The organism is Bacillus sp. Brlt_9 (assembly GCF_051948935.1).
Taxonomy (GTDB): Bacteria; Bacillota; Bacilli; order Bacillales; family Bacillaceae_G; genus Bacillus_A.
On sequence record NZ_JAYJLO010000004.1, the window covers coordinates 37,221 to 58,794 of the forward strand.

Annotated in this window: 24 protein-coding genes, 1 pseudogene and 1 riboswitch; of the genes and pseudogenes, 8 read left to right on the top strand and 17 right to left on the bottom strand. The window is 34.0% G+C overall.

The features are described 5' to 3' along the window. Positions 1 to 79 precede the first annotated feature (79 nt). Positions 80 to 835 carry a CPBP family intramembrane glutamic endopeptidase gene (locus VF726_RS16665; protein WP_440170272.1) on the top strand — a complete coding sequence of 252 codons (756 nt, stop codon included), beginning with the start codon at positions 80 to 82 and terminating at the stop codon, positions 833 to 835. A 220-nt stretch (positions 836 to 1,055) separates the two neighbouring features. On the opposite strand, the gene VF726_RS16670 is transcribed toward VF726_RS16665, so the two are convergent. The 4 genes from VF726_RS16670 to VF726_RS16685 are packed head-to-tail and all read right to left on the bottom strand — an operon-like array spanning position 1,056 to position 3,853. Further along, positions 1,056 to 1,994, bottom strand: coding sequence for a serine hydrolase domain-containing protein (locus tag VF726_RS16670; RefSeq protein WP_440170274.1), 939 nt, complete (start codon positions 1,992 to 1,994; stop codon positions 1,056 to 1,058). Between the two features lie 24 nt (positions 1,995 to 2,018). Continuing rightward, positions 2,019 to 2,909, bottom strand: a complete 891-nt coding sequence (locus VF726_RS16675; protein ID WP_440170277.1) for an AraC family transcriptional regulator — start codon at positions 2,907 to 2,909, stop codon at positions 2,019 to 2,021. 48 nt (positions 2,910 to 2,957) lie between these two features. Continuing rightward, positions 2,958 to 3,428, bottom strand: a complete 471-nt coding sequence (locus VF726_RS16680; protein WP_440170279.1) for a GNAT family N-acetyltransferase — start codon at positions 3,426 to 3,428, stop codon at positions 2,958 to 2,960. A gap of 17 nt (positions 3,429 to 3,445) precedes the next feature. Next, complete coding sequence (locus tag VF726_RS16685; protein ID WP_440170282.1) at positions 3,446 to 3,853, bottom strand: DUF3980 domain-containing protein; 408 nt, start codon at positions 3,851 to 3,853, stop codon at positions 3,446 to 3,448. A gap of 96 nt (positions 3,854 to 3,949) precedes the next feature. On the opposite strand from VF726_RS16685, the gene VF726_RS16690 reads away from it, so the two are divergent. Next, positions 3,950 to 4,402 carry an NUDIX hydrolase gene (locus VF726_RS16690; protein ID WP_440170285.1) on the top strand — a complete coding sequence of 151 codons (453 nt, stop codon included), beginning with the start codon at positions 3,950 to 3,952 and terminating at the stop codon, positions 4,400 to 4,402. A 33-nt stretch (positions 4,403 to 4,435) separates the two neighbouring features. Here VF726_RS16690 and VF726_RS16695 read toward each other — a convergent pair whose 3' ends face one another. Beyond that, positions 4,436 to 5,347 carry a DMT family transporter gene (locus tag VF726_RS16695; RefSeq protein ID WP_440170287.1) on the bottom strand — a complete coding sequence of 304 codons (912 nt, stop codon included), beginning with the start codon at positions 5,345 to 5,347 and terminating at the stop codon, positions 4,436 to 4,438. Positions 5,348 to 5,471: 124 nt separating this feature from the next. On the opposite strand from VF726_RS16695, the gene pdxR reads away from it, so the two are divergent. Both pdxR and VF726_RS16705 read left to right on the top strand, forming a co-directional pair. Further along, complete coding sequence (gene pdxR / locus VF726_RS16700; protein ID WP_429602100.1) at positions 5,472 to 6,914, top strand: MocR-like pyridoxine biosynthesis transcription factor PdxR; 1,443 nt, start codon at positions 5,472 to 5,474, stop codon at positions 6,912 to 6,914. A gap of 81 nt (positions 6,915 to 6,995) precedes the next feature. Continuing rightward, entirely contained in the window at positions 6,996 to 7,436 is a 441-nt protein-coding gene (locus tag VF726_RS16705) for a YaiI/YqxD family protein (RefSeq protein ID WP_440170290.1), read from the top strand. Positions 7,437 to 7,512: 76 nt separating this feature from the next. On the opposite strand, the gene VF726_RS16710 is transcribed toward VF726_RS16705, so the two are convergent. The 10 genes and pseudogenes from VF726_RS16710 to VF726_RS16755 form a co-directional block, all read right to left on the bottom strand. Continuing rightward, positions 7,513 to 7,827 carry a DUF3892 domain-containing protein gene (locus tag VF726_RS16710; protein ID WP_440170293.1) on the bottom strand — a complete coding sequence of 105 codons (315 nt, stop codon included), beginning with the start codon at positions 7,825 to 7,827 and terminating at the stop codon, positions 7,513 to 7,515. Between the two features lie 63 nt (positions 7,828 to 7,890). After that, positions 7,891 to 8,886 carry a sensor histidine kinase gene (locus tag VF726_RS16715; RefSeq protein ID WP_440170295.1) on the bottom strand — a complete coding sequence of 332 codons (996 nt, stop codon included), beginning with the start codon at positions 8,884 to 8,886 and terminating at the stop codon, positions 7,891 to 7,893. Beyond that, positions 8,883 to 9,554: a response regulator transcription factor gene (locus VF726_RS16720; RefSeq protein WP_440170298.1), complete on the bottom strand. Its 672-nt coding sequence runs from the start codon at positions 9,552 to 9,554 to the stop codon at positions 8,883 to 8,885. Before VF726_RS16720 ends, VF726_RS16715 begins: the two co-directional genes overlap by 4 nt. 34 nt (positions 9,555 to 9,588) lie before the next feature. Then, complete coding sequence (locus VF726_RS16725; protein WP_440170300.1) at positions 9,589 to 10,575, bottom strand: alpha/beta fold hydrolase; 987 nt, start codon at positions 10,573 to 10,575, stop codon at positions 9,589 to 9,591. A 105-nt stretch (positions 10,576 to 10,680) separates the two neighbouring features. Further along, positions 10,681 to 11,505 (bottom strand): DUF2785 domain-containing protein, encoded by an 825-nt coding sequence (locus tag VF726_RS16730; RefSeq protein WP_440170302.1) that lies wholly within the window; start codon positions 11,503 to 11,505, stop codon positions 10,681 to 10,683. A gap of 277 nt (positions 11,506 to 11,782) precedes the next feature. Further along, positions 11,783 to 12,325 (bottom strand): GrpB family protein, encoded by a 543-nt coding sequence (locus tag VF726_RS16735; protein ID WP_440170304.1) that lies wholly within the window; start codon positions 12,323 to 12,325, stop codon positions 11,783 to 11,785. A gap of 44 nt (positions 12,326 to 12,369) precedes the next feature. After that, complete coding sequence (locus VF726_RS16740) at positions 12,370 to 13,038, bottom strand: hypothetical protein (protein WP_440170306.1); 669 nt, start codon at positions 13,036 to 13,038, stop codon at positions 12,370 to 12,372. 105 nt (positions 13,039 to 13,143) lie between these two features. Beyond that, positions 13,144 to 13,887: a metallophosphoesterase family protein gene (locus VF726_RS16745; RefSeq protein ID WP_440170308.1), complete on the bottom strand. Its 744-nt coding sequence runs from the start codon at positions 13,885 to 13,887 to the stop codon at positions 13,144 to 13,146. Between the two features lie 13 nt (positions 13,888 to 13,900). Continuing rightward, positions 13,901 to 14,839, bottom strand: a pseudogene (locus tag VF726_RS16750) (aminoglycoside phosphotransferase family protein). 14 nt (positions 14,840 to 14,853) lie between these two features. After that, positions 14,854 to 15,651 (bottom strand): VOC family protein, encoded by a 798-nt coding sequence (locus VF726_RS16755; RefSeq protein WP_440170311.1) that lies wholly within the window; start codon positions 15,649 to 15,651, stop codon positions 14,854 to 14,856. A gap of 98 nt (positions 15,652 to 15,749) precedes the next feature. Here VF726_RS16755 and VF726_RS16760 point away from each other — a divergent pair, with 98 nt between their 5' ends. Beyond that, on the top strand, positions 15,750 to 16,760 hold the full coding sequence (locus VF726_RS16760; RefSeq protein ID WP_440170314.1) for a sulfite exporter TauE/SafE family protein: 1,011 nt from the start codon (positions 15,750 to 15,752) through the stop codon (positions 16,758 to 16,760). Between the two features lie 39 nt (positions 16,761 to 16,799). On the opposite strand, the gene VF726_RS16765 is transcribed toward VF726_RS16760, so the two are convergent. Then, positions 16,800 to 17,249, bottom strand: coding sequence for a GNAT family N-acetyltransferase (locus VF726_RS16765; protein ID WP_440170316.1), 450 nt, complete (start codon positions 17,247 to 17,249; stop codon positions 16,800 to 16,802). A 385-nt stretch (positions 17,250 to 17,634) separates the two neighbouring features. After that, positions 17,635 to 17,826, top strand: a riboswitch (Lysine riboswitch). Between the two features lie 112 nt (positions 17,827 to 17,938). On the opposite strand from VF726_RS16765, the gene VF726_RS16770 reads away from it, so the two are divergent. The 3 genes from VF726_RS16770 (at position 17,939) to VF726_RS16780 (ending at position 20,629) form a co-directional block, all read left to right on the top strand. Next, positions 17,939 to 19,405 (top strand): amino acid permease, encoded by a 1,467-nt coding sequence (locus VF726_RS16770; protein WP_440170319.1) that lies wholly within the window; start codon positions 17,939 to 17,941, stop codon positions 19,403 to 19,405. A 114-nt stretch (positions 19,406 to 19,519) separates the two neighbouring features. Then, positions 19,520 to 19,825 carry an iron-sulfur cluster biosynthesis family protein gene (locus VF726_RS16775; protein ID WP_440170322.1) on the top strand — a complete coding sequence of 102 codons (306 nt, stop codon included), beginning with the start codon at positions 19,520 to 19,522 and terminating at the stop codon, positions 19,823 to 19,825. Between the two features lie 33 nt (positions 19,826 to 19,858). Beyond that, positions 19,859 to 20,629: a DNA alkylation repair protein gene (locus VF726_RS16780; RefSeq protein ID WP_440170324.1), complete on the top strand. Its 771-nt coding sequence runs from the start codon at positions 19,859 to 19,861 to the stop codon at positions 20,627 to 20,629. A 156-nt stretch (positions 20,630 to 20,785) separates the two neighbouring features. Here the strand turns inward: VF726_RS16780 and VF726_RS16785 are convergent, their stop codons facing one another. Continuing rightward, positions 20,786 to 21,559, bottom strand: a complete 774-nt coding sequence (locus VF726_RS16785) for a MerR family transcriptional regulator (protein WP_440170326.1) — start codon at positions 21,557 to 21,559, stop codon at positions 20,786 to 20,788. Positions 21,560 to 21,574 lie beyond the last annotated feature (15 nt).

Below are 21,574 nucleotides of genomic sequence, written 5' to 3' on the forward strand. Positions count from 1 at the left end.
TATTCATTCTGTCGATTTCCATTTCATATATAATTAAAATATCGGATATTCGATTAACCACTTATACATACTTAGGCAGGTGAAAAATATTAATAAACACATAGTTTATCATTCAACATTATGTATTTATTTTCTCACATCACTTGTATATATCATCTTGCTGAACATAGAAAATGGTCGTAATTATTTGGGGTTTACCATGGTTGTTCCACTTTTAGCTGTTATTTTATTTCAAAAATTATTTAAGAAACAAAACTTAGTTCACACATTTGGATTTTCACGTCCCAAAATAAAAACACTAATTTTCTCCATATTATTGCCACTACTTCTAGGACTATGTCTCCATTTCTATTTTTATAATGATGATATAAAGTTCTTATATCATCATTGGAATGAATTAGGATTTCTCTTGCTCGTTGGTCTTACAGTCGGATTTTTATCTGCATTATTTGAAGAGATTATATGGCGTGGGAATTTTCATTACTATTTACGAAAAAAATATTCATTCAAACAAACAGCTATTATTATAGCTTTTCTCTGGTCTTTATGGCATATTCCAGTAGCAATCTTTTATAAAAACTATGAGTTTTGGTTTGTAGGAATATTAAGTTATCTTGCTTTATTATTTATATTATCTATCATTTTGACGTACACAAGGGAATATGGTGGTTCCGTAATATCACCAGCAATTTTACATGGTATGTTTAATGTATTTTATTTAACAGATGTAGTACAAAACAAGTGGGATGCCAGCCTAATAGAATTAATTAAATTTACCTTACTAGCAATTGTGCTGGGCACGATGTATCTTATACTGCACAAAGTTAAAAAATAGTTAAACAGCTAAGAAAAAAGATGTTTCTTCTTTTAGTTGAAAGCAGCCTTAATAGATTAAAAAGTACTTCAACACCTTGCAATTATTTAATAATCGTATAGGTGTTGAAGTTTTATAATCTTAGTTACATAACTTTGTTAACACCACACTTTTTTCTATCATGAAGTACAAAACAAGTTTAACTAAACCTTTCATTCTTATTTTCATAAAAATACCCATATTAATCTTTTAAATAAGGAAGTATGTATCCTTTAATTAACTCCCATCTATCCCGTGCATTCGGCATAACTTCAGAAGTAATTACTACAACCAATTCCTTCTCTGGAATACAACAAATCATATTCCCACCATCACCCATTGCACAGTATGAAAAGATTCCATCTTCTCGTAACCACCATAAGTAACCATATTGATTTTGGTTCATTTCTGTTGATTCTTTTATCCATGATTTTGATAGTATTTGTTTTCCATTATGAATACCTTCATTCAAATACATCTGTCCAAACTTAGTCATATCCCTAACTGTTAACGTTAGTCCCCATCCGCCCGTCGAAATACCATTTGGATCGTGAACCCATCCTTTTACATCTTTTCCGAATAAGTCATCAAATCCAAATGCTTTCATATTATAGTTTGGAATTTCGCTCATGCCGAGTGGTTGAAATAGGTACTCATTTGCAAATTCACGCGCACTTTTTCCTGTTACACTCGTAATAATTGCTGATAATACATGGGCTCCTGCAGATGAATACTTAAAAGTCCCAATTTCTCCGCCTTTTCCTATCCTATCTAACGTATACTGTACCCAATCTTGTTGCGTACATAGTTCTTCTAACGGTTCCTGCCAGCCTACGAAAGGATGTGGAGCTGTCATTGTCAATAGATGTCGTACTGTTATTTCAGATGACTTAATGTTATGTTCCGGGAAAAATTCCATTACCTTTTGATTAACACTTTTTATATAACCTTTATCTACACATATCCCAATTAACGCAGAAATAATCGTTTTTGTGGCTGATGCTACATGAAACGCATTATCTGGACTGTAACCATTATAATAATTTTCAAAAACAACATTACCTCTCTGCACTACTAACATACCATTCATATTTTTGTATTCTTCTTTTATAATCAGATCTAACTTTTCAGCAATTTTCATTATTCTTTCCCCTTTAACCTATAATTAAAAAGGTTCGATAGGTACATATATATCAACTATATGTTTATGCTCGGGATGCTGCTTTGGATCATTTCTATATACTTCAAAAGGATACGAGTCTCTCGGTTTATATCCGCTATTTTGCAGCCACTCACCATATATAAAGTCCCACGCTCCCTTATATTCATCTTGGAATATTTCAAAATGCCCTACTGCATACTTTCCAGAAGGTATTACCATTATTCCAATGTCGCTCGGTTCTACTGCGGACTCATTCGGAATTGTTATACATAAACTTGTTCTTAAATGATAGTTCTCAGTAAATTCATGATGATCGTGGTAAATGGTTAATACTTTCGTATCCTCAAATACATGATAGTTTTGCTTAGCTGCGTAACGAAATAATTTTTCTATCATTTCTGGAAAAGCTATAGCTAACTCTTCATATGTACCTGTATGTCTTATGTATGCGACGTTTATATTATCCGCTGTTACAATTTCAACATTACCTCGAACCTTCTTACATTCATTGTATTGAGGAATTCCCTTTACGTCTTTGCAATTCTTGCTATTGTCGTTTCGATATTGAGATGGACTTATTCCGTAATAACTTTTAAATGTTCGAGAGAAAACTGCTGAATCTGTGAAACCAAAATGGTAAGCGATATTAGTAATCGTCATATCCGATCGATATGTAAGAAGGTTTGTTGCCCTTTCTAGTTTCAATCGATTTACATATCGTGATAACGGCTCGTCTACTATTCCTTTAAAAATTCTATGAAAATGATATTTTGAAAATCCTGCGACATTGGCTAAATCTTCAATGGATAGTGAATCATTTATGTGTGACTCTATATAATCCTGTACTTTATAAATGCGCCTTATGTACTCATTTCTACTTTGAGAACTCTCCATATTCATACCTCCTCACAACAAAAAGGCTAACTTCGCGCTAGCCTACTTTTACACATTTTTCAAAAATAACACTCTACTACCGCCGTTCCCATCATAATTTGTATGTACCGATACACCCTCTATCTCATCATCTCCAGCCTCAATTCGAAAGCCAATCTCCCTATGAAACTGTATCGATTTTTTATTAACTGGTGATGTAATTGCTTTTACAACTTTACGATTATTTGCACGAGCGATATCAAAGAAGTAAGAATACAATGTCGATGCGATTCCTCTTCTTCTATACCTCGGATTCACACCGATAAAATGAACGTATGCTTCATCTTTATATGTTTGTGAAAAGAATCCACATAAGAAACCTAACGTTTCGCCATCTTCTTCAATGATAAAACTCGTTTCTTGAAAGTGAACGAAAAATAATTTTGGCAGCATAGCAGCCATGTCTCTCCCGCCCCACCAATCATTTAAAACAGAATGAATCTTTACATAATCTTCCCCTTGGATGTTTCTAACTTGCATATGTTTCTCCCTCTCACTCACTTCATTTTTTCATAAATTTTAATTACGGTTTCTACTAATAGAATGAATACCCAAATCCCGCAAAATACAAGAACAGACTGGAATAAAGAACCTAGCATAACAATACTTATTAAACCTAATTCTGGGCCTGAAATGGACATTTCATTAAATCCTATATTATGTATAAATGGACCGGTTGAAAAAGCCATAAAAATAGATGCTATTAAATAAATCACACTCATTATTTTTAATATTTTTATAGAAAGATACGAAGTTTGTTTTTCTTCCACTTGTGATAATTCGATTTCTCCGCTCGCAATTCCTTTTTGCAAACAGTCTTCACATAGAAATTCTTCCTTAATTTTTTTACCACCGTGCAACGCACCTGTTATCTCTTTACACCTTGAACATTTTCGATTTATCATGTTGTTATCACTCCCATCTCATAAGATTATACTTATATAATTCTATTTTTACCTTAATATTCCTTTTATGTATTTTATAGAGAGGAGACTTGTTTTATGATATCTAAACTTACTTTTGGTTATAAAAAGCCTACTGAGCAATATGTATTACGACCTAGTTGTTATGCAATTATTTTTAACTCAACTTCTTCAAAAATTGCTGTTATCCAAAAAGGAGACCGTTATTTTTTACCTGGTGGCGGTATGGAAGGTACCGAAACAAAAGATGAATGCTTACATCGTGAACTACTAGAGGAATTAGGATGGGCGATTGAAATTAACCAGTATATCGGTAATGCAATGCGCTATTTTTATGCTGAAGAGGAAGATACATATTATTTAAACGATGGGTTCTTTTATATTGCGAACATGGTGCAGAAACAAACTGAAAGCTGCGAGGAGGATCATGTTCTAAGGTGGATGTCCCCATTACATGCTATAGAATATTTACTTCATGATCATCAAAAATGGGCTGTTGAACAAGCGCTTTTATTACGAAACAAAAAATGATCTCCTTCTATATGAAAGAGATCATTTTTACTGTTAGCTTACTTTTTTCAAATTGAGAGCTGGCTTTTTGATTCCGCCTTTTTTTACAACATATAAACCGATAAAGATTATAAGCCCGCCAACGAGTTGCATCATGTTTATTTGCTCTCCAATTGTTACTGCTGCAAAGATAACTGCGAACAATGGTACAAGATACATATAAACCATTACTTTCGTTGAACCTATTTGACTAATACCAACATACCACATTGCTAGCCCAAAGATTGTCGCAAAGACGATTGAATATGCTAGTGAGCCCCAGCTTGGCGTATCTACTGGCCATGTTAATGTGTTTACGTTGAATAAACAGTATATAACGAGAGGTACAATTCCAATTAAAGTAGACCATGATGTGACTCTCATTGCAGAATATTTTGTAATAAGAGGTTGCGCTAATATTGGATACCATCCCCATGCAATTGCTGCGACTAATCCAATTATATTTCCGAGCCATGCATACTCGTAAGTAGCTCCTCCCGTATGTCCTGTTAATAGGACAAATGCTGCACCAATAAATGCTACTATTGAACCAATTTGTACTTTCATCGAAAAGCGTTCTTGTTTGTGTAATACTGCTAATATCCCTGTAAATATAGGTGACATCGCAATTAATAATGAGGCGTTCGTTGCTGAAGTATATTTTACAGATAGCATAAACATCGTTTGATACATTGCCGTACCAACGATACCGACTGCTACTAATCGTAACCAATCTTTTCTTTCAATACGTAATGAGCGTTCCATTAAAAATGTAATAAGTAATAATACCGGTGATGCTACTAAAAATCGTAAACTATTAAATTGAATGGATGACATATATGCCACGCCATACTTTCCAATTGTATAATTTGCTCCCCATACTAATGCAACTGATACTAGGAGCCATTCCATTTGCCATCGTTTCATCCGAATCTCCCCTTCCATATTTAGCATAGTAAAATTGGCTGGATATAACACCGTCCAATTGGCTGTTTTTTTACCCAGCCAATTTGTTATACTGAATATATATAAGAGATGCGGAGGCGTTTGTATGGAATGGAAGTTAGATAACGACAGTAAAATCCCTATTTACCAGCAAGTTGTTGACTTTATTGAAAAACGTATTACATTCGGAGAACTTCCTCCAGGTAGCTTCCTACCTTCCGAACGGAAATTAGCTACGCAGTTAAATGTAAATCGAAGTACGGTAACGACTGCTTATAATGAATTACGTGCTATGGGGATTGTAGAAAGTACGACTGGTAAAGGAACACGTGTGAGTACACATATGTGGGGCGTTTCTCCAACATTAACGCCGAACTGGAGAAATTTCGTAGAAGGCGGTACGTTCTTACCAAACTTGCCGTTACTTCGCCATATTCGGGCAGAAGTACAACAAAATGAAAACATTATTGATTTTGCAAACGGAGAACTCGGTTGTAATCTCTATCCTCACGATCAACTACAAACGATTTTACGAGAACAACCGTTAACGCATTCATTAAGTTATGATCACCCGCAAGGCTATCTCCCGCTAAGACAAGCGGTAGTAAAATATATGAAGGAATATTTAAAAGTGGAAGCGACTGAACAATCCATTATGATTACTTCTGGCGCACAGCAAGCACTTCACCTTATCGTGCAATGTTTATTAAATCCAGGTGATGCTGTTGCTTTCGAAAGTCCATCGCACTGTTATTCCTTGCCGTTATTCCAATCAGCAGGTATTCGTATTTTCCCGTTACCCGTCGATGAACACGGTATTAATCCAGACGATGTGCAAGAATTATATAGAAAGCATCGTATTAAAATGATCTTTTTAAATCCAAACTTCCAAAATCCTACGGGAACGATGCTTCATCCAAATCGCCGAAAAAAACTATTATCACTTTGCGCAGACTTACGCATTGCGATCGTTGAAGATGATCCGTCTAGTCTACTTACGCTAGAAAAGAAACAACCTTGCCCTACTTTAAAATCGATTGATGAAAACGGAACAGTCATTTATGTACATTCCTTATCAAAAATGATCGCACCAGGTTTACGAGTCGGCTGGCTTGTCGCCCCTCAATCTGTAGTCGAACGATTATCAGATGCACGGCACCAAATGGAATTAGGTATGAGCATTTTCCCGCAGTGGCTTATGCAGCAGTTTTTTGAAACCGTACCATTTCAGTCACATATCGTACCGTTACGAAAACAACTAGCAGAAAAAAGAGACGTTATCGTTCGCGCCTTAAATGAGCAACTTCACGATAAAATCTCTTTTTCAAACCCGACCGGTGGTATATACATATGGGGAAAATTAAAAGAACCGATAAACGAAAAACAACTTATTATGCAAAGTTTAAAACAAGAAATCGCCTTTATGCCCGGTAGTATTTTCGGTGCGAAAGATGGTTATATACGTTTATCTTATGGAAAAGTGAATATTAATCAAATTGAGGAAGGTATTTCTCGTTTGCGAGAAGCTATTTTAGTTTGTGGAAAATGACTTTACATAAAGCTTTATCGTTTGACAAAAGAAAAATCTACCATTATTATCAACACGAACCTAGTTATAGGAGTGATAAAAATGAAAATTTACGTTGATGCAGATGCTTGTCCTGTAAAAGATGTAATTATTTTTGAGGCTACGAATGCAGAAATCCCTGTAACCCTCGTTACTAGCTTTTCTCATTATTCTAATGCTCAGCAACCAAAAGGTGTGGAAACAATTTATGTTGATTCTGGAGCAGATGCTGCCGATTACCGAATTATACAGTTAGCCAATAAAGAAGATTTAATTGTAACACAAGATTACGGTCTTGCTTCGCTTGCATTAGCAAAAGGCTGTATCGTACTACACCATAAAGGCTATAAGTATACGAATGATAACATTGAACAATTGTTACAAACACGGTATTTAAGTGCAATGGTTCGAAAAAGCGGTAAACGTACAAAGGGACCGAAACCATTTACAGCAGAAGATAAAGAGAAATTTAGAGCTCTCTTTAAAAGTGTGATTGCACTTTAAAAATGAACCTTCTATTTGTAGAGAAAGAAAAGAAGAGAATATCCAAATGAACATTCTCTTCTTCAGGTTTACCCGTTTAAAATGAAGGTAAATTATCTAAATTATTTTCTTTTATTCCATCAGGTTCACTACGTATAATATCTCTGCCATACTTATGAAATACGTCCACATGATTTAACTTCCCAGATTTCGCTTCACTAAGAGCAGTCATATAATCTAACTCTCTTCCGCCACTTGTTTTAAAAGCAATCAAATCCCCGTCATCATTTTTACGAACTGCAACTATTTGTTCTGCCCCCGAAACAACCTTCTGAGCTACTTCAAATTGAGCTTGCTCTTCCCCTTGATGTAAGTAATCATTATACACTTTTTCAAAGTCTTTATTGTCCATAACATTCACCTCCAACACATTTTATTAGTATGGTTGGGATGTGTTGGTTTTATGTAATTTGCTCTAAACTTTTGTATTTTCAAATGAAAACATAGTACCCTCACTATTTGATTGTAAAGTGTATTTTATATCGAACATCTTTGATATATCTTCAATATTTTTCAAACCCAGTCCCATACCTTTACTATTTATATCAAACCCAATCCCATTATCTCTAAAAGAAACAATATCTTCATCTATATTAATTTTGAGTTTTTTAGCTTTTGAATGTTTAAGGACATTTTGAAAAATATTATCAAATAACCTTTGAATCCATAACTCATTACTATTCCATATCAACTCTTTATCTTGTGGATTATATACGAATTCAATTTTATGAATGCTATACAAATAGCTCCATTTTTTAATCATATTTTCTATTAAATTATGTATATTAACTTCATCATTCACAATATAAGTATTCTCTAAGGTCTCTGTAGATTGAATATTAAATTCGTTAGTTAAATCACTTATATATTGTATCTGCTCATACATTGATTCAAGTACTGGTGCTTGTTCCTTGTACTCACCTTCTAAATAATATAATTGTAATCTGACCGCTGTTAAGGGTGTATTAATATCATGCCGTAATTTATTTAATAGTTCCTTTTTTATTTGTTCCTGTTGTTGTAGTTCTAATTCTCGATAAGTTGTTCTTTCTATAAGCAAGTTCACTGATTTAATCAGCTCTCCCATTTCATCATCGCTTTTAACATTTATAATATTAGGGATTTTTTTATCACTAGCTAACTCTCGAATCGTTTGATTTAACACATTAATTTTATTTAATACTGTGTTAATCGATTTTGAAAATACAAAAGCTAATATTAATAGTGATAATAAAAATATGATTAACATCGTAGGATATGCATAGGATTCGTGAAAAGGAATGTTCTGATTTTTAGTTTTAAAGACAACATTATAAATAACTGATACAAAGATACTAATTGACAACAATAACAGTGGTACGCTAATAATAGCGGAGAATAATAGTAACTGATATTTTTTCTTTAAGTTCATTTCTTCATATAGGTATTTAATCTATACCCTTCTCCATATATGTTCTGAATAATATCACCTGTTTTATCATCAATTTTGGTTCTGATTTTCTTTATATGTACGTTCATGATATTTTGATTTCTATCTTCGAGTTGCCATAGGTAATCATAGAAGTGTTCTTTAGATAAAGTTCTATCTCTATTTTCATATAAATAGAAGAATATTTTTCGTTCAATTGCTGTCAAAGCAACTTCATTACGCAAATCATTAATAAAAACTCTTTTATATTCTGCATCTATAAATAAATGGTTAATTTGCGTGAACGTACCATATTGATTATCTAACATTTTCTGAATCCTTAACAACAACTCTCTAGGGTCAAAAGGTTTTATCATGTATTCTTCTCCAATGGTCAAACCTTTTAGTTTACTATCCATATCATTCCTTGCTGATAGAAATATAATTGGAATATTTAATCCTAGATTTTTTATTTTCTTTGTAATTTGATAACCATCTTCGCCTGGTAACATAACATCCATTACGACTAAATCTATTTCATGAATTATATCAAGAACTTTACTTCCCTCTTTCTCCCAACACACATTATACTTCTCACGCTGTAAAATTTTTTGTAATAAATCTCCTATAATCAAATCGTCTTCAACAATTAATATGTTATATACTTTCATTATGTAAGCCTTTCATCGCTAAAGTTACAATTGTTTAATTCTTCACTACTTTATTCTTAATAAAATCCATAGCAATTTTGTATATTTCATCAGGAGCATATAAATAAATACTATGTGTACCTTCAATTATTTTTACATCAGTTATTAATAAGTTGCTAGCAAACTCCTTATAATCTTCATTTTTTTGCTTTGTATACTTCGAATCTTTATATTGCCTAGCAATCGCATCTATAAATAACATAGGTGTTTCTTTTGGGATCGATAAAGAATTTGATTTTTTACCGTTATTGTAGCTTTGTAAAAGTTCTTGCTTCATATCATCATTAAAAGCCCTCTTATACGTAAGCGCTTTATAAATATCTTTTTCCTGTTCGTTTAAAAAAGATTGACGAATGACTTCGGGATTATAAGTAATAGAGGGAGCTAATCTCTGAAAACCAATTTTCGTTAAAATATTCATCCCTTTTATTTTTAATGAATCAACCATACCTATTTTATTAGTCACGTACTGTTTAGGTAAACCAATATCTAACGCAATAATCCCTTTTACTTCACTTGGATATTTTTGTGCCCAATAAATAGCCTCTATACCCGATAAAGAGTGTGGTACTAAAATGTAAGGTGGTTTATTTCCACTTCGTATAAGCGCTTCTCTCGTTTGTTCTAATATCGTATCAATATCTCTATCATCTTGAAAAACATCACTGTATCCATAACCAGCTCTCTCAATTACAGAAATCTTGTTTTCTTTCGAAAATTTACTATATAGGCCTTTCAATTCATAAACAGGAGCGGCAATTCCAGATCCGGCCATAAATACAAACGTATCCTCCCCGCTCCCCTCATTATAAACATTCACTTTTTTATTATCGAAATTAACAAATTCGCCTTCATTCTTCATTAATTTCGATTCCATTTTTAATTGATAGTTATGATATATAAATACAACGCCTGTTACAAAGAAAATCATACTAACACTCATTAATAATATTATTTTCACTGACTTTAATAATTTTTTCATTTGACACCCCTTTCAACCTATAATGAAAGGGTACAATATAAAAATAAATTTCTAATAAATTTTCAAAATTAATATCTATTCATTGTTTCTAAGGATGGACCATTTTTAATACCTACGCAAACCCTTCAAAGTCTCCAATATATCATCTGTAAAGGCTGTACTACCTTCTGTCTCTAAAACTCTGAAATAAAAACTTCTTAAGAAAGTTCTAATATTTTGTACTAAAATAGCATGCTGCGGATGTCGGATATCTTCAACAGTTGCTATACTATGTAACCAATTGCTCCACTCTTCTTCAGTTAAAAGATTTTGGTTACGTAAAGACATAATTGGCTTTACTAATCTCTCATCTTCAAAGTGCACATATACGTAATCACTTAATCGAACCTTCTGGCGAACAGCAGCTAATATTGCATATGAAAACTCACGGTTTTGTATCGTACGTGCTAAAGCATCTAGTGCATCAGCAGCGTGTGCTGTAGAATGTGCCCATCCTTTTCCTTCTACGTAGCCTCTTACATCTTCTTCTAAATATACATATTCCAGCACTTGTTCTGCCACACTGTACAGTTGTTCTTCAGATAACAATGATTCTCTTTCATGAACAGATAAAATAAGTGGCGGAATTAATACTGAGAATGCACGTTTAAATACAGAGTCTGTTCCCTTTTCACCAATTTTATAAAATAAATAATCAGGACTAATTGCTTGTAACATTAACCCTCGTAATTCTTTTTGTCTAAATACATCATTTGTAATCCATGTGTGAAGCGTACTATAAATTAAATCATCACGTAATTCAGAATCAGGTGAACCGATATAATCTAGCATCCACTGCGCATATGGATATGCATCTACGTCTTCTGGTACAGCATAATTATTATTTTTAATTTGTAGTAGTTCTTCTTTTAGTTCTAGTACTTCATTCATTATATTTCCTGTCCCCTTTGTACTTTATTAACATATTTCCGCCTTATTCCCTTTAATTTTTTTCATAAAATCAAGTCAATTTTTAAAATCGTTTTAGTACCTATCTTTCTATGAACTTGATTCAATTATATATAATTTATCATGATAAATAAAAGGAAATACATTAGAACATCGCAGTCTCTCACTTTTGTTTACATGCATTTCATGTCAGTTTAAGTTGTAAAATAAAGTATGTTTTTTCTTTTATATTCAAACGTAATTACAATTAAAAATTAAATCATTTTAGAACTTGTTTAATAAATTCTGCTTTAGCTTTTGTGTAGGCTTCTCTATCTTGGTTAAATCTTTTAGCTAAATCTTGTTTAAGATTTGAATACTCATAAACTAATTGTGGATTTTCTTGTAAGCGGTTACGAAATAAAAGTTGTTGCTCCCATCGCTCAGTTCCTTTAACCATCAAATGCAGGTGCGCTACACGCCTATTATTCTTAACTTTCACAAAGAACCTTCTCCAAGGTCTTTCATCTAATTCTGGGCTTACATAATGCCAATTATATTTGGCCAATTTCGCTGAAATATGTTGTACTCTATCAAATGAGTCTATTTCAGCCATTAAATCAATGATAGGTTTTGCTGGTAAACCAGGTATGGATGTACTTCCTATATGTATTACTTTGCTTATACCGAGAGGAGCAAGCAGTTCATATAGTTGCTGTTCTTCACAGCGCCCTTTATCTTGCCAATCAGGATTTGCATTAACTATCTCTACTGACTCATTCGCCCACACAGGCCGATCGTTCGGATTATCTTTTTTATCCATCCAAAGCATCTCCTTTCACGATTTTTTTTGATATATAAATGGTTTTATATTCCTTTAAATACAACTACCGGATCTCCAAAATCACTATTCCGAAATACAACATCCGCACACTCTTTCGGATTATGCACATCTATATACATCTTACAGGCCGCATGATATCTGTTTAAAAACATTTTCTCAGCTTCTTCATAACTTCCAAAAGCCTCAGTCTCGCGCTTTGCACCACGTTTTCTCGCAATCTCAAAATCTGTATCTACAAAGATTTTGTAATCGAATAAATGCGCAACGTCTTTTTTCAATAGAAACGTTCCATCTACTATCAATATCATATTTTGCGTGGCCACTAGTGGCTCATTATGTACAGGAATATCCGTTATTAAGTTATGAGAAATCGTTTCATATTGTAAATTCCCGTTAGGCCCTAAAGGCTTTAATAATCTTTCTTTGAAAGCTGTATAATCGTGTGCATCTTCGTAATACCCTCTTGCAGATTCTTTTCCTTGCGCGTATCGAATTGCTCTCGGATTATGAAAATCGTCAATACTGGCACTTGTTACTCGTACTCCTCGTTCTTTTATTTCTTCCACTAGCTCGTTTGCAAATGTTGTTTTTCCTGAAGCTGTAATACCACTTACTCCAACTCTTGTTGGATGAGTTAAGTTTAGCTTTAATATGTGATCTGCAATTTCTGTGATTCGTTCTTTTCGGTTCATGATATTCCTCCTCACAATTAGTTTACATAACATAATTACGAGTAACAATTCGTGTAACCTTTTGTCAATAACTCTATCCTTTGTCGAATCGTTGATATGATTGGCTTACTTTCCCTTAAACCCTCGATATAAAGCAGTCCGTAATTCTTGTTTGTATTCTTCAATTTCTGGCATATCTAATTCTTCTGCTAGCCTAATAGCTAATTCAATATCATACGGTACACGTACTAATTGAATAGAAAAGCTTGCGGCTTCTTTTTCATTGTATGTTCCTTCAAATATTAAATAGGAAGCTTGTGTAATTTCAAGAGGATTTCCTACGCTACCAGCATTACATAGCGTTTTCCCTCTGAAATTTTGAACGAATGCTTGGTGAACATCACCATAACAAACGACATCTGGTTTTCTTTCCCCTTCTATATTCTCTGTGAGCTCACTGTTTTCGAACATACTAATACGCTCTTCTCTTGCAGCGTGTGGTTGAATTCTTTCATATAAACTTCTAGGTGAAGCGTGGAACATACGAATCAATTTGCCGCTCATAAAAAATTCGATTGAAAATGGTAAGCTTCTTAAATAGTCATTTTGTTCTTCCGATAATTGTTTTTGATGCCATTTTAACGCTTCAAATTCAGTCGGTTTTGTAATAAAATCATCCCAGTTCCCCATTACAACTTCATCACATTCTTTACGAATGATTTCAATCACTTCACTAGAATGAGGACCTTTTCCTACTAGATCTCCAAGACAAATGACGCGCTCAATTCCTCTTAATTTAATATCTTGCAGCACAGATTCTAATGCTGGAATATTACCATGTATATCTGAAATTACCGCTATTTTATCCAAATGAATCCCTCCATTACTTATAGTTTATTATATCCGCATGTTGTGATTGATACCATTTTGGAATATAGGATGAAAAATGATTATGATCTTCTAAAATCCCGTTCAATCTTTCCTTCATATCATCTACTAAATGCGGTGTGCTTCGGTTTGTCCATACGATATCCGCTGGGAATGTCATTGCTGCATATAATGAGTACAGTTGCCAAAAATGAAGCGACGGTTCGCCTCCGCAATAACCGTGAACTTGTCCAATCGCAAATGGTTTACTTATTCTTGTAGTAAAAATCGCTACGTTATAAAAATCGTGTATGGGATCACCAAAATCATATCCACCAAAATCGATAACGATAAACTCCTTATTATGAATCATACTATTTGCTGGATGGAAGTCATCGTGTAAAAATGTGATTGGACGATTTTTCAATAAATACTTATGATTTTCTACAAAGGTTAATACGGGCTTCAAATCTAGAAAGTTTACCTCGTAACCTGCTAATGCTTCTATATATCTTTCATACTTATTCCATCGAATCATTTCCCATTTATTACTTGCACTTTCTCTTTCAATTGAGTGAATCCTCTTTAATACTTCTCCTCCTTTTCTTCCTGCATGATACTGTTCTTCTACCTATAGCTTTCCTAAACCTTCTTCACCATTTACACCTTGGATCCATTCAAATACTTGAACACATTTATTTAATTCCTCAAGTTTTATGAAATGAATTAAGTTTGGTGTTGGAATATGTAATAACTCTAATTGTTTCATATACGTATATTCTTCTTGTTTACGTTCAAAATGAACAACATCACATACTTTTACAAAATATGTTACTCTATTTTCTAGCTCTATTTTATATTTCTCTTCATGTGAAAAACCTTTTGAAATAGCTGTACACTTTACAATACGAGGCCATTCTAGTTTTCTCTCTATCTCTCTAAGCATTTCTTCCACAACGTTCACCTCTATTAATATATGTACAAACTACCTAACACTTCATGCTCTCGTTTATTTTCCCCTTTAAACTCCACCGCAAAAGGATATTCGCCATGATGATTCAAATGTTCTAGTACTAGCCCTTCTCCAATTGGTTCACAAAACTGTACTTGAATGTCACCGAATGATACACTTTGGCACTCCGCATTCCACTCTTCACTTTTTACGACTGAGCTTGCAGTTAGCTCCATTACTTCTTTCCATTTCCGTACTGTTTCTCGAACATTTTTCACTGCGTAATGAATCGTTTCAATTTGTTGTACTTTATTTTTATGTTCAGTGATTGTCCCTATATTACGTAAGTCGTTTCTTCTTTCTTCGTCCGTTTCATTCCACTGTATAAAGAAAGGTAATTTCGGTCCGTTTTTCTCTTGCTTTACAAATAACATTTTCCATTCTAAAAGGCGGCCATCTTTTCTCATTCGTTTCCCTTCAAATGGGCCTATCGTATGTAAACCGTGTTTACTAAACTTAACTGCTAGCTCTTCAATGGCATCTGTTCGAATTGCAATTTGTAACATTCCTTCTCCGTCTTGTAATTTCACTACTGTTTCTTGTACTAATGGATTTTCTGCTTCTTTCGCTTTTTCTTCATGTTGAACTGCCAGAAATTCTATGTATGATAAATCAAAATAACTTAAACTATTCCAAGTACCCCAAGTAATATGCTCTCCGCCTAATACAGTATGAAATCCAAGTTCCTGCATTTGTTTTGCTGCTTCCTCCGGTGTACCATGTACTGCGTGTACGAGATGATCAAATCGTAACATGTCATTTCCCCCTTTCTCTCCATCCTTTTATTGTATATTTTATTTTTCTTTCATTCAATTCAAAAAACTTTAAAACCTAGTTGATTTATACGATTAATATGTATTATAATGAAACAAATTTAATTATTGCTGATTGGAAAAACCAAAGGCACTTTTCTCATACGGGAAAAGTGCCTTTTTCATTTATTATTACAGGGGGATTATTTATGCAGAAATTAATTGTCTTTGCTATTATTGGATTTTTCGCTCAATTGATTGATGGAGCACTTGGAATGGCGTATGGAGTAACATCTACCTCACTATTATTAATGTTTGGTATCGCACCGGCTGTAGCTTCCGCATCTGTTCATTTAGCTGAAGTTGTTACAACTGCCGCTTCTGGTGCATCTCACATCAAATTTGGAAACGTCGATAAATATACTGTTTCCAGGCTTACATTACCAGGAGCAATCGGCGCATTTATTGGGGCATGTTTTTTGAGCAATTTACCTGGCGATGTAATTAAACCGTATATTTCCGTATTTTTATTTACTTTAGGGGTTTATATTTTATTACGATTCATCATTCAAAAACAAATTGTTACTTCAAAGAAACGCATGTCTGCTAAACAACTTGTTCCGCTTGGCTTATTCGCTGGATTCGTTGATTCAACTGGTGGTGGTGGCTGGGGACCGATTACGACACCAGTACTTTTAGCAAGAGGAAATGAAGCTAGAAAAGTTATCGGATCTGTAGATACGAGTGAATTTCCTGTTTCACTTGCTGCAACAATTGGCTTCTTCATCTCACTTGGCTGGGAACAAGTAAGCTGGGTTTGGGTATTTGCGTTAATGCTTGGCGGTATTGTCGCAGCTCCAATTGCTGCATGGTTAGTACGCATCGTTCCAGCACATTTACTTGGCGTATTAGTTGGTGGCCTTATTATCTTTACAAACATTCGTACACTGCTCACTACATTTAAAGTGGATCCAACTATTATTTCACTTTCTTACGTGGCAGTTGGCCTTGTCGTTATTATTTCTATTTTCATTGCTGTTCGCAATCATTCCAATCGTTCTAACGCATCGACAGCCAAATATCCGAATGATCAAAAACAAATGCTACCATAACGATAAAAATACCGCCCGATATACTTCGAGCGGTATTTTTTATTTTTCTATTTTCCAATTGATCATTGTTTCTGTAGTGCCTACTCTTTTCATATGTAATTTCTCTAATACACGAATCGAGCTAATATTTTCAAGAAGTGTCTCCGCAATAATCGTTTCTACCTCTCCTGTTTGAAAAGCCCAATTTATTAATTCTCTTACAGCTTCTGTCGCATATCCTTTATTCCAATATTTCTCAATAAATCCGTAACCAATTTCTACTGTATGTTCCTCATTTGGTTTTCCTTTAAATCCTATATCACCTAGAACGATGTCATCTTCCTTGCGAATGACATACCACGCCCCCCAAGGTAATAAAGCCTTATTTTGTTTTATATTTTCTACATACCCTACAATATGTGGACCACTATTATATCCTTGCTCATTAGCAACGTGAATACTCTCTTCTGTACACGGCACTATATAGAGTCTTTCTGTTTCTAATTTCATATTGATTTCCCCTTTTCAATTAAACAATACCTCAATTTTATCAGGAATAAAAAGAATATTCATTCTATTTATCGGATTTATACTTATTCTTTGAAACGAATTTAAGGAATAATCCTCTTTTGATAGTTATGTCGAATTATATTTTCTGAATTTTCTTTTAATTTTAAAGGGTTTTTCAATATTTTTTGCGAAACATTTGTATAACAATTTTTTCTTTGCTTATTGTTACATAATAATAGGTTCGGGTGGAGTTTTGCAAACGTTTCCTAAACAATAACCGATATTTTTTGACTTTTCCTAACAAAATATCTTGCAATATATTCAGAAAGTCATTACAATTGCCATATATTAAAAATCTTAGCAATATATCAAATCCTCATCAATCCGATGAGGTAGAGGTTGCGACTTTTAAGAGTAAAACGGACGAGACATAGAGAATGTCACCGACTCCGTTTGAAAGGAAAAGTTGCCGAAGTTTATATTTCTTCTCTGGAAATATGAGCTGGGGCTGTCTCCGAAAGGAACAGAACTGTCACGTTTACAAATTACCGTGTAAACGTGGGGTGCTATCTTAACGGAAGGGTATGATGGGGTGGTTATTTGTGAAACGTTCCGCCAAATTCCTTTGGCGGTTTTTTGTATTTTTCTCCCCCGCTCCTTCCTATCTTACAAGAAAAGGAGTGTTGAACATGAATAGCGCAACGAATCAAACTACCTCTAAAACAGAAACTACAAATGGAAAAGGTGAATTAAAACGTAGTTTAAAATCACGGCACCTTACGATGATTTCTCTCGGTGGTACAATTGGTACCGGACTATTTCTTGCCAGTGGTGGTGTCATCCACACAGCTGGACCTGGTGGTGCATTAGTTGCATACGCCGCAATTGGAATTATGGTTTACTTTTTAATGACAAGCTTAGCTGAACTCGCAGCTTACATGCCTGTTACTGGATCTTTTAGTACGTATGCAACAAAATTTGTTGATCCATCACTTGGCTTTGCACTTGGATGGAACTATTGGTATAACTGGGCAATTACGATAGCTGCTGAACTAGCGGCTGTAACATTAATTATGAAATTTTGGTTCCCAGATACCCCTTCCCTCATTTGGAGCGGATTATGTTTAGCTATTATTTTCCTTTTAAACTACTTATCTGTTAAAGGGTTTGGTGAATCTGAATATTGGTTCGCACTTATTAAAGTAGTTACGATTATTATCTTTTTAATTGTCGGCTTTATGATGATTTTCGGAATTATGGGCGGCGAAACTGTTGGCTTTAAAAACTTCACAGTTGCAGATGCACCATTTAACGGCGGCATCATGGCAATTATCGGTGTATTTATGGCAGCTGGTTTCTCATTCCAAGGAACTGAATTACTTGGGGTAGCTGCTGGTGAAACTTCTGATCCAGAACGTAATATTCCGAAAGCAATTCGTTCGATCTTTTGGCGTATTCTTTTATTCTATATTCTTGCGATTCTCGTTATCGGTTTATTAATTCCTTATACAACTGAAAGCCTTGCCGCAAGTGATGTAACAGTAAGTCCATTTACACTTATTTTTGAAAAAGCGGGTGTTGCCTTTGCTGCTTCTGTTATGAACGCTGTTATTTTAACGGCAGTACTATCTGCTGGTAACTCTGGTATGTATGCATCAACTCGTATGCTTTGGGACTTAGCTCGCCAAGGAAAAGCACCAAAGTTTCTTGGTAAATTAGATAGCCGCGGTGTACCTGTTAACGCATTAATCGTAACGTCAATTGTCGGTAGTATCGCTTTCATTGCTTCTTTATTCGGTGACGGCGTTGTATACATTTGGTTATTAAACGCATCTGGAATGTCTGGCTTTATCGCATGGGTCGGAATCGCAATTAGTCATTACCGTTTCCGTAAAGCATATATCGTACAAGGTAAAGATTTAAAAGACTTACCATATAGAGCAAAATGGTTCCCGTTCGGTCCAATCTTCGCATTTGCACTTTGTGTCATCGTAATTTTAGGTCAAAACTACGGCGCATTTATGGGGGAATCAATTGATTGGAACGGTGTACTCGTTTCTTACATCGGTTTACCACTCTTCTTAGTACTATGGTTAGGCTATAAATTCACGAAGAAAACGAAAGTGATTCCACTTGATAAATGTGAATTGAAATAAACGTAAAATGAGCAAACAAATTTGTTTGCTCGTTTTTTATTGCAATACTTCTCCCTTCCCTATTGCTCTTGTTTTTGCAATAATAAAGGAAATATACATAAAGGTTGGGATACGATGAACATTCGCATTACTGATGAAGCAAAAGCAGCTATACATAGACTAGAACGTGAAGATAAAAAAATCATTCGCATTAGAGGAACAATGACAAACTCTTGTAGTATTTTCGTTGATGTCGATTTAATTTGGGATACATATAACGCAGATGATGTTGTATATGAAGATGAAGATCTTATTGTACAAATGGATTCATTTACGAAAGACTACACTGGTGATACAGTGAAACTTGATTATAAGACGACAGGTTTTAGTATTACAACTCCGAGTGAAACTTTAGTTTATGGATTGTCGATAAAAAAATAAAAATTGCTTTTAACTGACCACCGAGGTGAAAAAATGGGTAAATATGTTCCGTTAAAATTTTTATTTAATGAAGAATTGGCAGAAAAAATGGCTGATTCTATTTGTAAACATGATCCTACTTTCTCTAAAAGAAACTTTGTATCTTCCGTAACATGTAAAGTTGAAAATTTAGAGTTAAAGCAGCGTATTGAAGTAATAGCAGATGAATTACACAATACTTTACAAAAAGATTTTAATGCAGCAATACATATATTACTGAAAACATTGGGATCAGAAAACACAACAGAAGTAGGCACATTTACAAACGGATATATGTACATGCCTATTGCAAAATACGTTGAAAAATATGGACTTAACGACTTTGAAACCTCATTCAACGCCATGTATGAAATAACAAAAAGAAATACTGCTGAATATGCCATTCGACCTTTTCTTGAAACATACCATGAAGACACACTGGACATATTGCAACAATGGATTCATGACGAAAACAGCCACATTAGAAGATTAGTTTCTGAAGGTACAAGACCAAGACTTCCTTGGGCTAAAAAAATAGGAGCTCTAAAAGGTGACTTTAAGAACAATTTACAGCTTCTTGAGCCATTAATAAATGATCCGTCTAAATATGTCCAAAAATCAGTAGCCAATCATATTAACGATATTACGAAAGAAGATAAAGAAATCGTTTTTCAATGGTTGCAGCAATTACGTGATAAACAGCATCCTGTTAACCCTTGGATTATAAAACATGGGTTACGAACGGTTATTAAAAATGGTACTTTGCCAAAAGATTTTTCTTTTTGAGTATTTTAAACAAAAACGCTTATACTTCAAAAATGAAGTATAAGCGTTTCTTTCTTTTGAATAAAGCAATAACAAACGTAACTTCCCCCCCAATATTCCCCTCCTTCAATGAAAGGTCTATAGCATTATTTCGATGAAGGTAAACACTCATAAAATCTATTCCTTTTCCATTTCTACTTGCTTCACATAATATTCCATCGCTTCGTTAAGCCATTTTTGTTCATCTTCTGTGAAAGGCGAAGGTATCATATTTTCAAGTTCTTGCATATCCAGTTCTTCCACACTAGTATTAGCTAACTTTTGTATCAGATCCTCATTAAGAAATGAAAAAGACTCTTCTATATATTCCTTAACCATCTCTTGTACTTTCGAATCCTCGACTGGTTTACCATATAATTGTTTAACCTTTTTAGATAATTCAATAAACGTTTTATCCAAGGCAATTTTATCTTCTTCTGATTTCTTTGATAATTCTTCCACGATATCCGTTAACTTATGGCATTCCATCCATTCTTTATGTGTATGTTCTGTATTCATACCGTAAATAAGACTAAATAATACTGTACTATCTATTTCACATTCCTCTTTGACTAACTTTATTACTCTTTTAATTGCTTGCATTGATTGCTCAATTTTTTCTTTTTCTCTTTCTAACACTTGCAAATGGAGAAACAAACTTTCATTTAAATCAACACCAAAACTTGATTCGTATAACAAATTAGCGACTTTATCTAGACTATAGCCTAGAAATTTTAAACTTAGAATTTTTTGTAAGGTTATAATATCCTGATATTTATAAATACGGTGCCCTGAGGACGGATTCTTTTCAGGTTGTAATAACCCGATTTCATCATAATAGTGCAAAGTAGGAATTGGTATTCCCGTTTTTTCTGAGAATTCTCCGATAGAAAACTTTTTATCTTTTTTCATCTAAATCCCCCTATT

Coding starts and splice junctions, on each gene's coding strand:
- VF726_RS16670 (WP_440170274.1), bottom strand. CDS start 1,994: ATGAAAATTGCTGAAAAGTTAGATCTGATTATAAAAGAAGAATACAAA.
- VF726_RS16675 (WP_440170277.1), bottom strand. CDS start 2,909: ATGGAGAGTTCTCAAAGTAGAAATGAGTACATAAGGCGCATTTATAAA.
- VF726_RS16680 (WP_440170279.1), bottom strand. CDS start 3,428: ATGCAAGTTAGAAACATCCAAGGGGAAGATTATGTAAAGATTCATTCT.
- VF726_RS16685 (WP_440170282.1), bottom strand. CDS start 3,853: ATGATAAATCGAAAATGTTCAAGGTGTAAAGAGATAACAGGTGCGTTG.
- VF726_RS16690 (WP_440170285.1), top strand. CDS start 3,950: ATGATATCTAAACTTACTTTTGGTTATAAAAAGCCTACTGAGCAATAT.
- VF726_RS16695 (WP_440170287.1), bottom strand. CDS start 5,347: ATGAAACGATGGCAAATGGAATGGCTCCTAGTATCAGTTGCATTAGTA.
- pdxR (WP_429602100.1), top strand. CDS start 5,472: ATGGAATGGAAGTTAGATAACGACAGTAAAATCCCTATTTACCAGCAA.
- VF726_RS16705 (WP_440170290.1), top strand. CDS start 6,996: ATGAAAATTTACGTTGATGCAGATGCTTGTCCTGTAAAAGATGTAATT.
- VF726_RS16710 (WP_440170293.1), bottom strand. CDS start 7,827: ATGGACAATAAAGACTTTGAAAAAGTGTATAATGATTACTTACATCAA.
- VF726_RS16715 (WP_440170295.1), bottom strand. CDS start 8,886: ATGAACTTAAAGAAAAAATATCAGTTACTATTATTCTCCGCTATTATT.
- VF726_RS16720 (WP_440170298.1), bottom strand. CDS start 9,554: ATGAAAGTATATAACATATTAATTGTTGAAGACGATTTGATTATAGGA.
- VF726_RS16725 (WP_440170300.1), bottom strand. CDS start 10,575: ATGAAAAAATTATTAAAGTCAGTGAAAATAATATTATTAATGAGTGTT.
- VF726_RS16730 (WP_440170302.1), bottom strand. CDS start 11,505: ATGAATGAAGTACTAGAACTAAAAGAAGAACTACTACAAATTAAAAAT.
- VF726_RS16735 (WP_440170304.1), bottom strand. CDS start 12,325: ATGGATAAAAAAGATAATCCGAACGATCGGCCTGTGTGGGCGAATGAG.
- VF726_RS16740 (WP_440170306.1), bottom strand. CDS start 13,038: ATGAACCGAAAAGAACGAATCACAGAAATTGCAGATCACATATTAAAG.
- VF726_RS16755 (WP_440170311.1), bottom strand. CDS start 15,651: ATGTTACGATTTGATCATCTCGTACACGCAGTACATGGTACACCGGAG.
- VF726_RS16760 (WP_440170314.1), top strand. CDS start 15,750: ATGTATTATAATGAAACAAATTTAATTATTGCTGATTGGAAAAACCAA.
- VF726_RS16765 (WP_440170316.1), bottom strand. CDS start 17,249: ATGAAATTAGAAACAGAAAGACTCTATATAGTGCCGTGTACAGAAGAG.
- VF726_RS16770 (WP_440170319.1), top strand. CDS start 17,939: ATGAATAGCGCAACGAATCAAACTACCTCTAAAACAGAAACTACAAAT.
- VF726_RS16775 (WP_440170322.1), top strand. CDS start 19,520: ATGAACATTCGCATTACTGATGAAGCAAAAGCAGCTATACATAGACTA.
- VF726_RS16780 (WP_440170324.1), top strand. CDS start 19,859: ATGGGTAAATATGTTCCGTTAAAATTTTTATTTAATGAAGAATTGGCA.
- VF726_RS16785 (WP_440170326.1), bottom strand. CDS start 21,559: ATGAAAAAAGATAAAAAGTTTTCTATCGGAGAATTCTCAGAAAAAACG.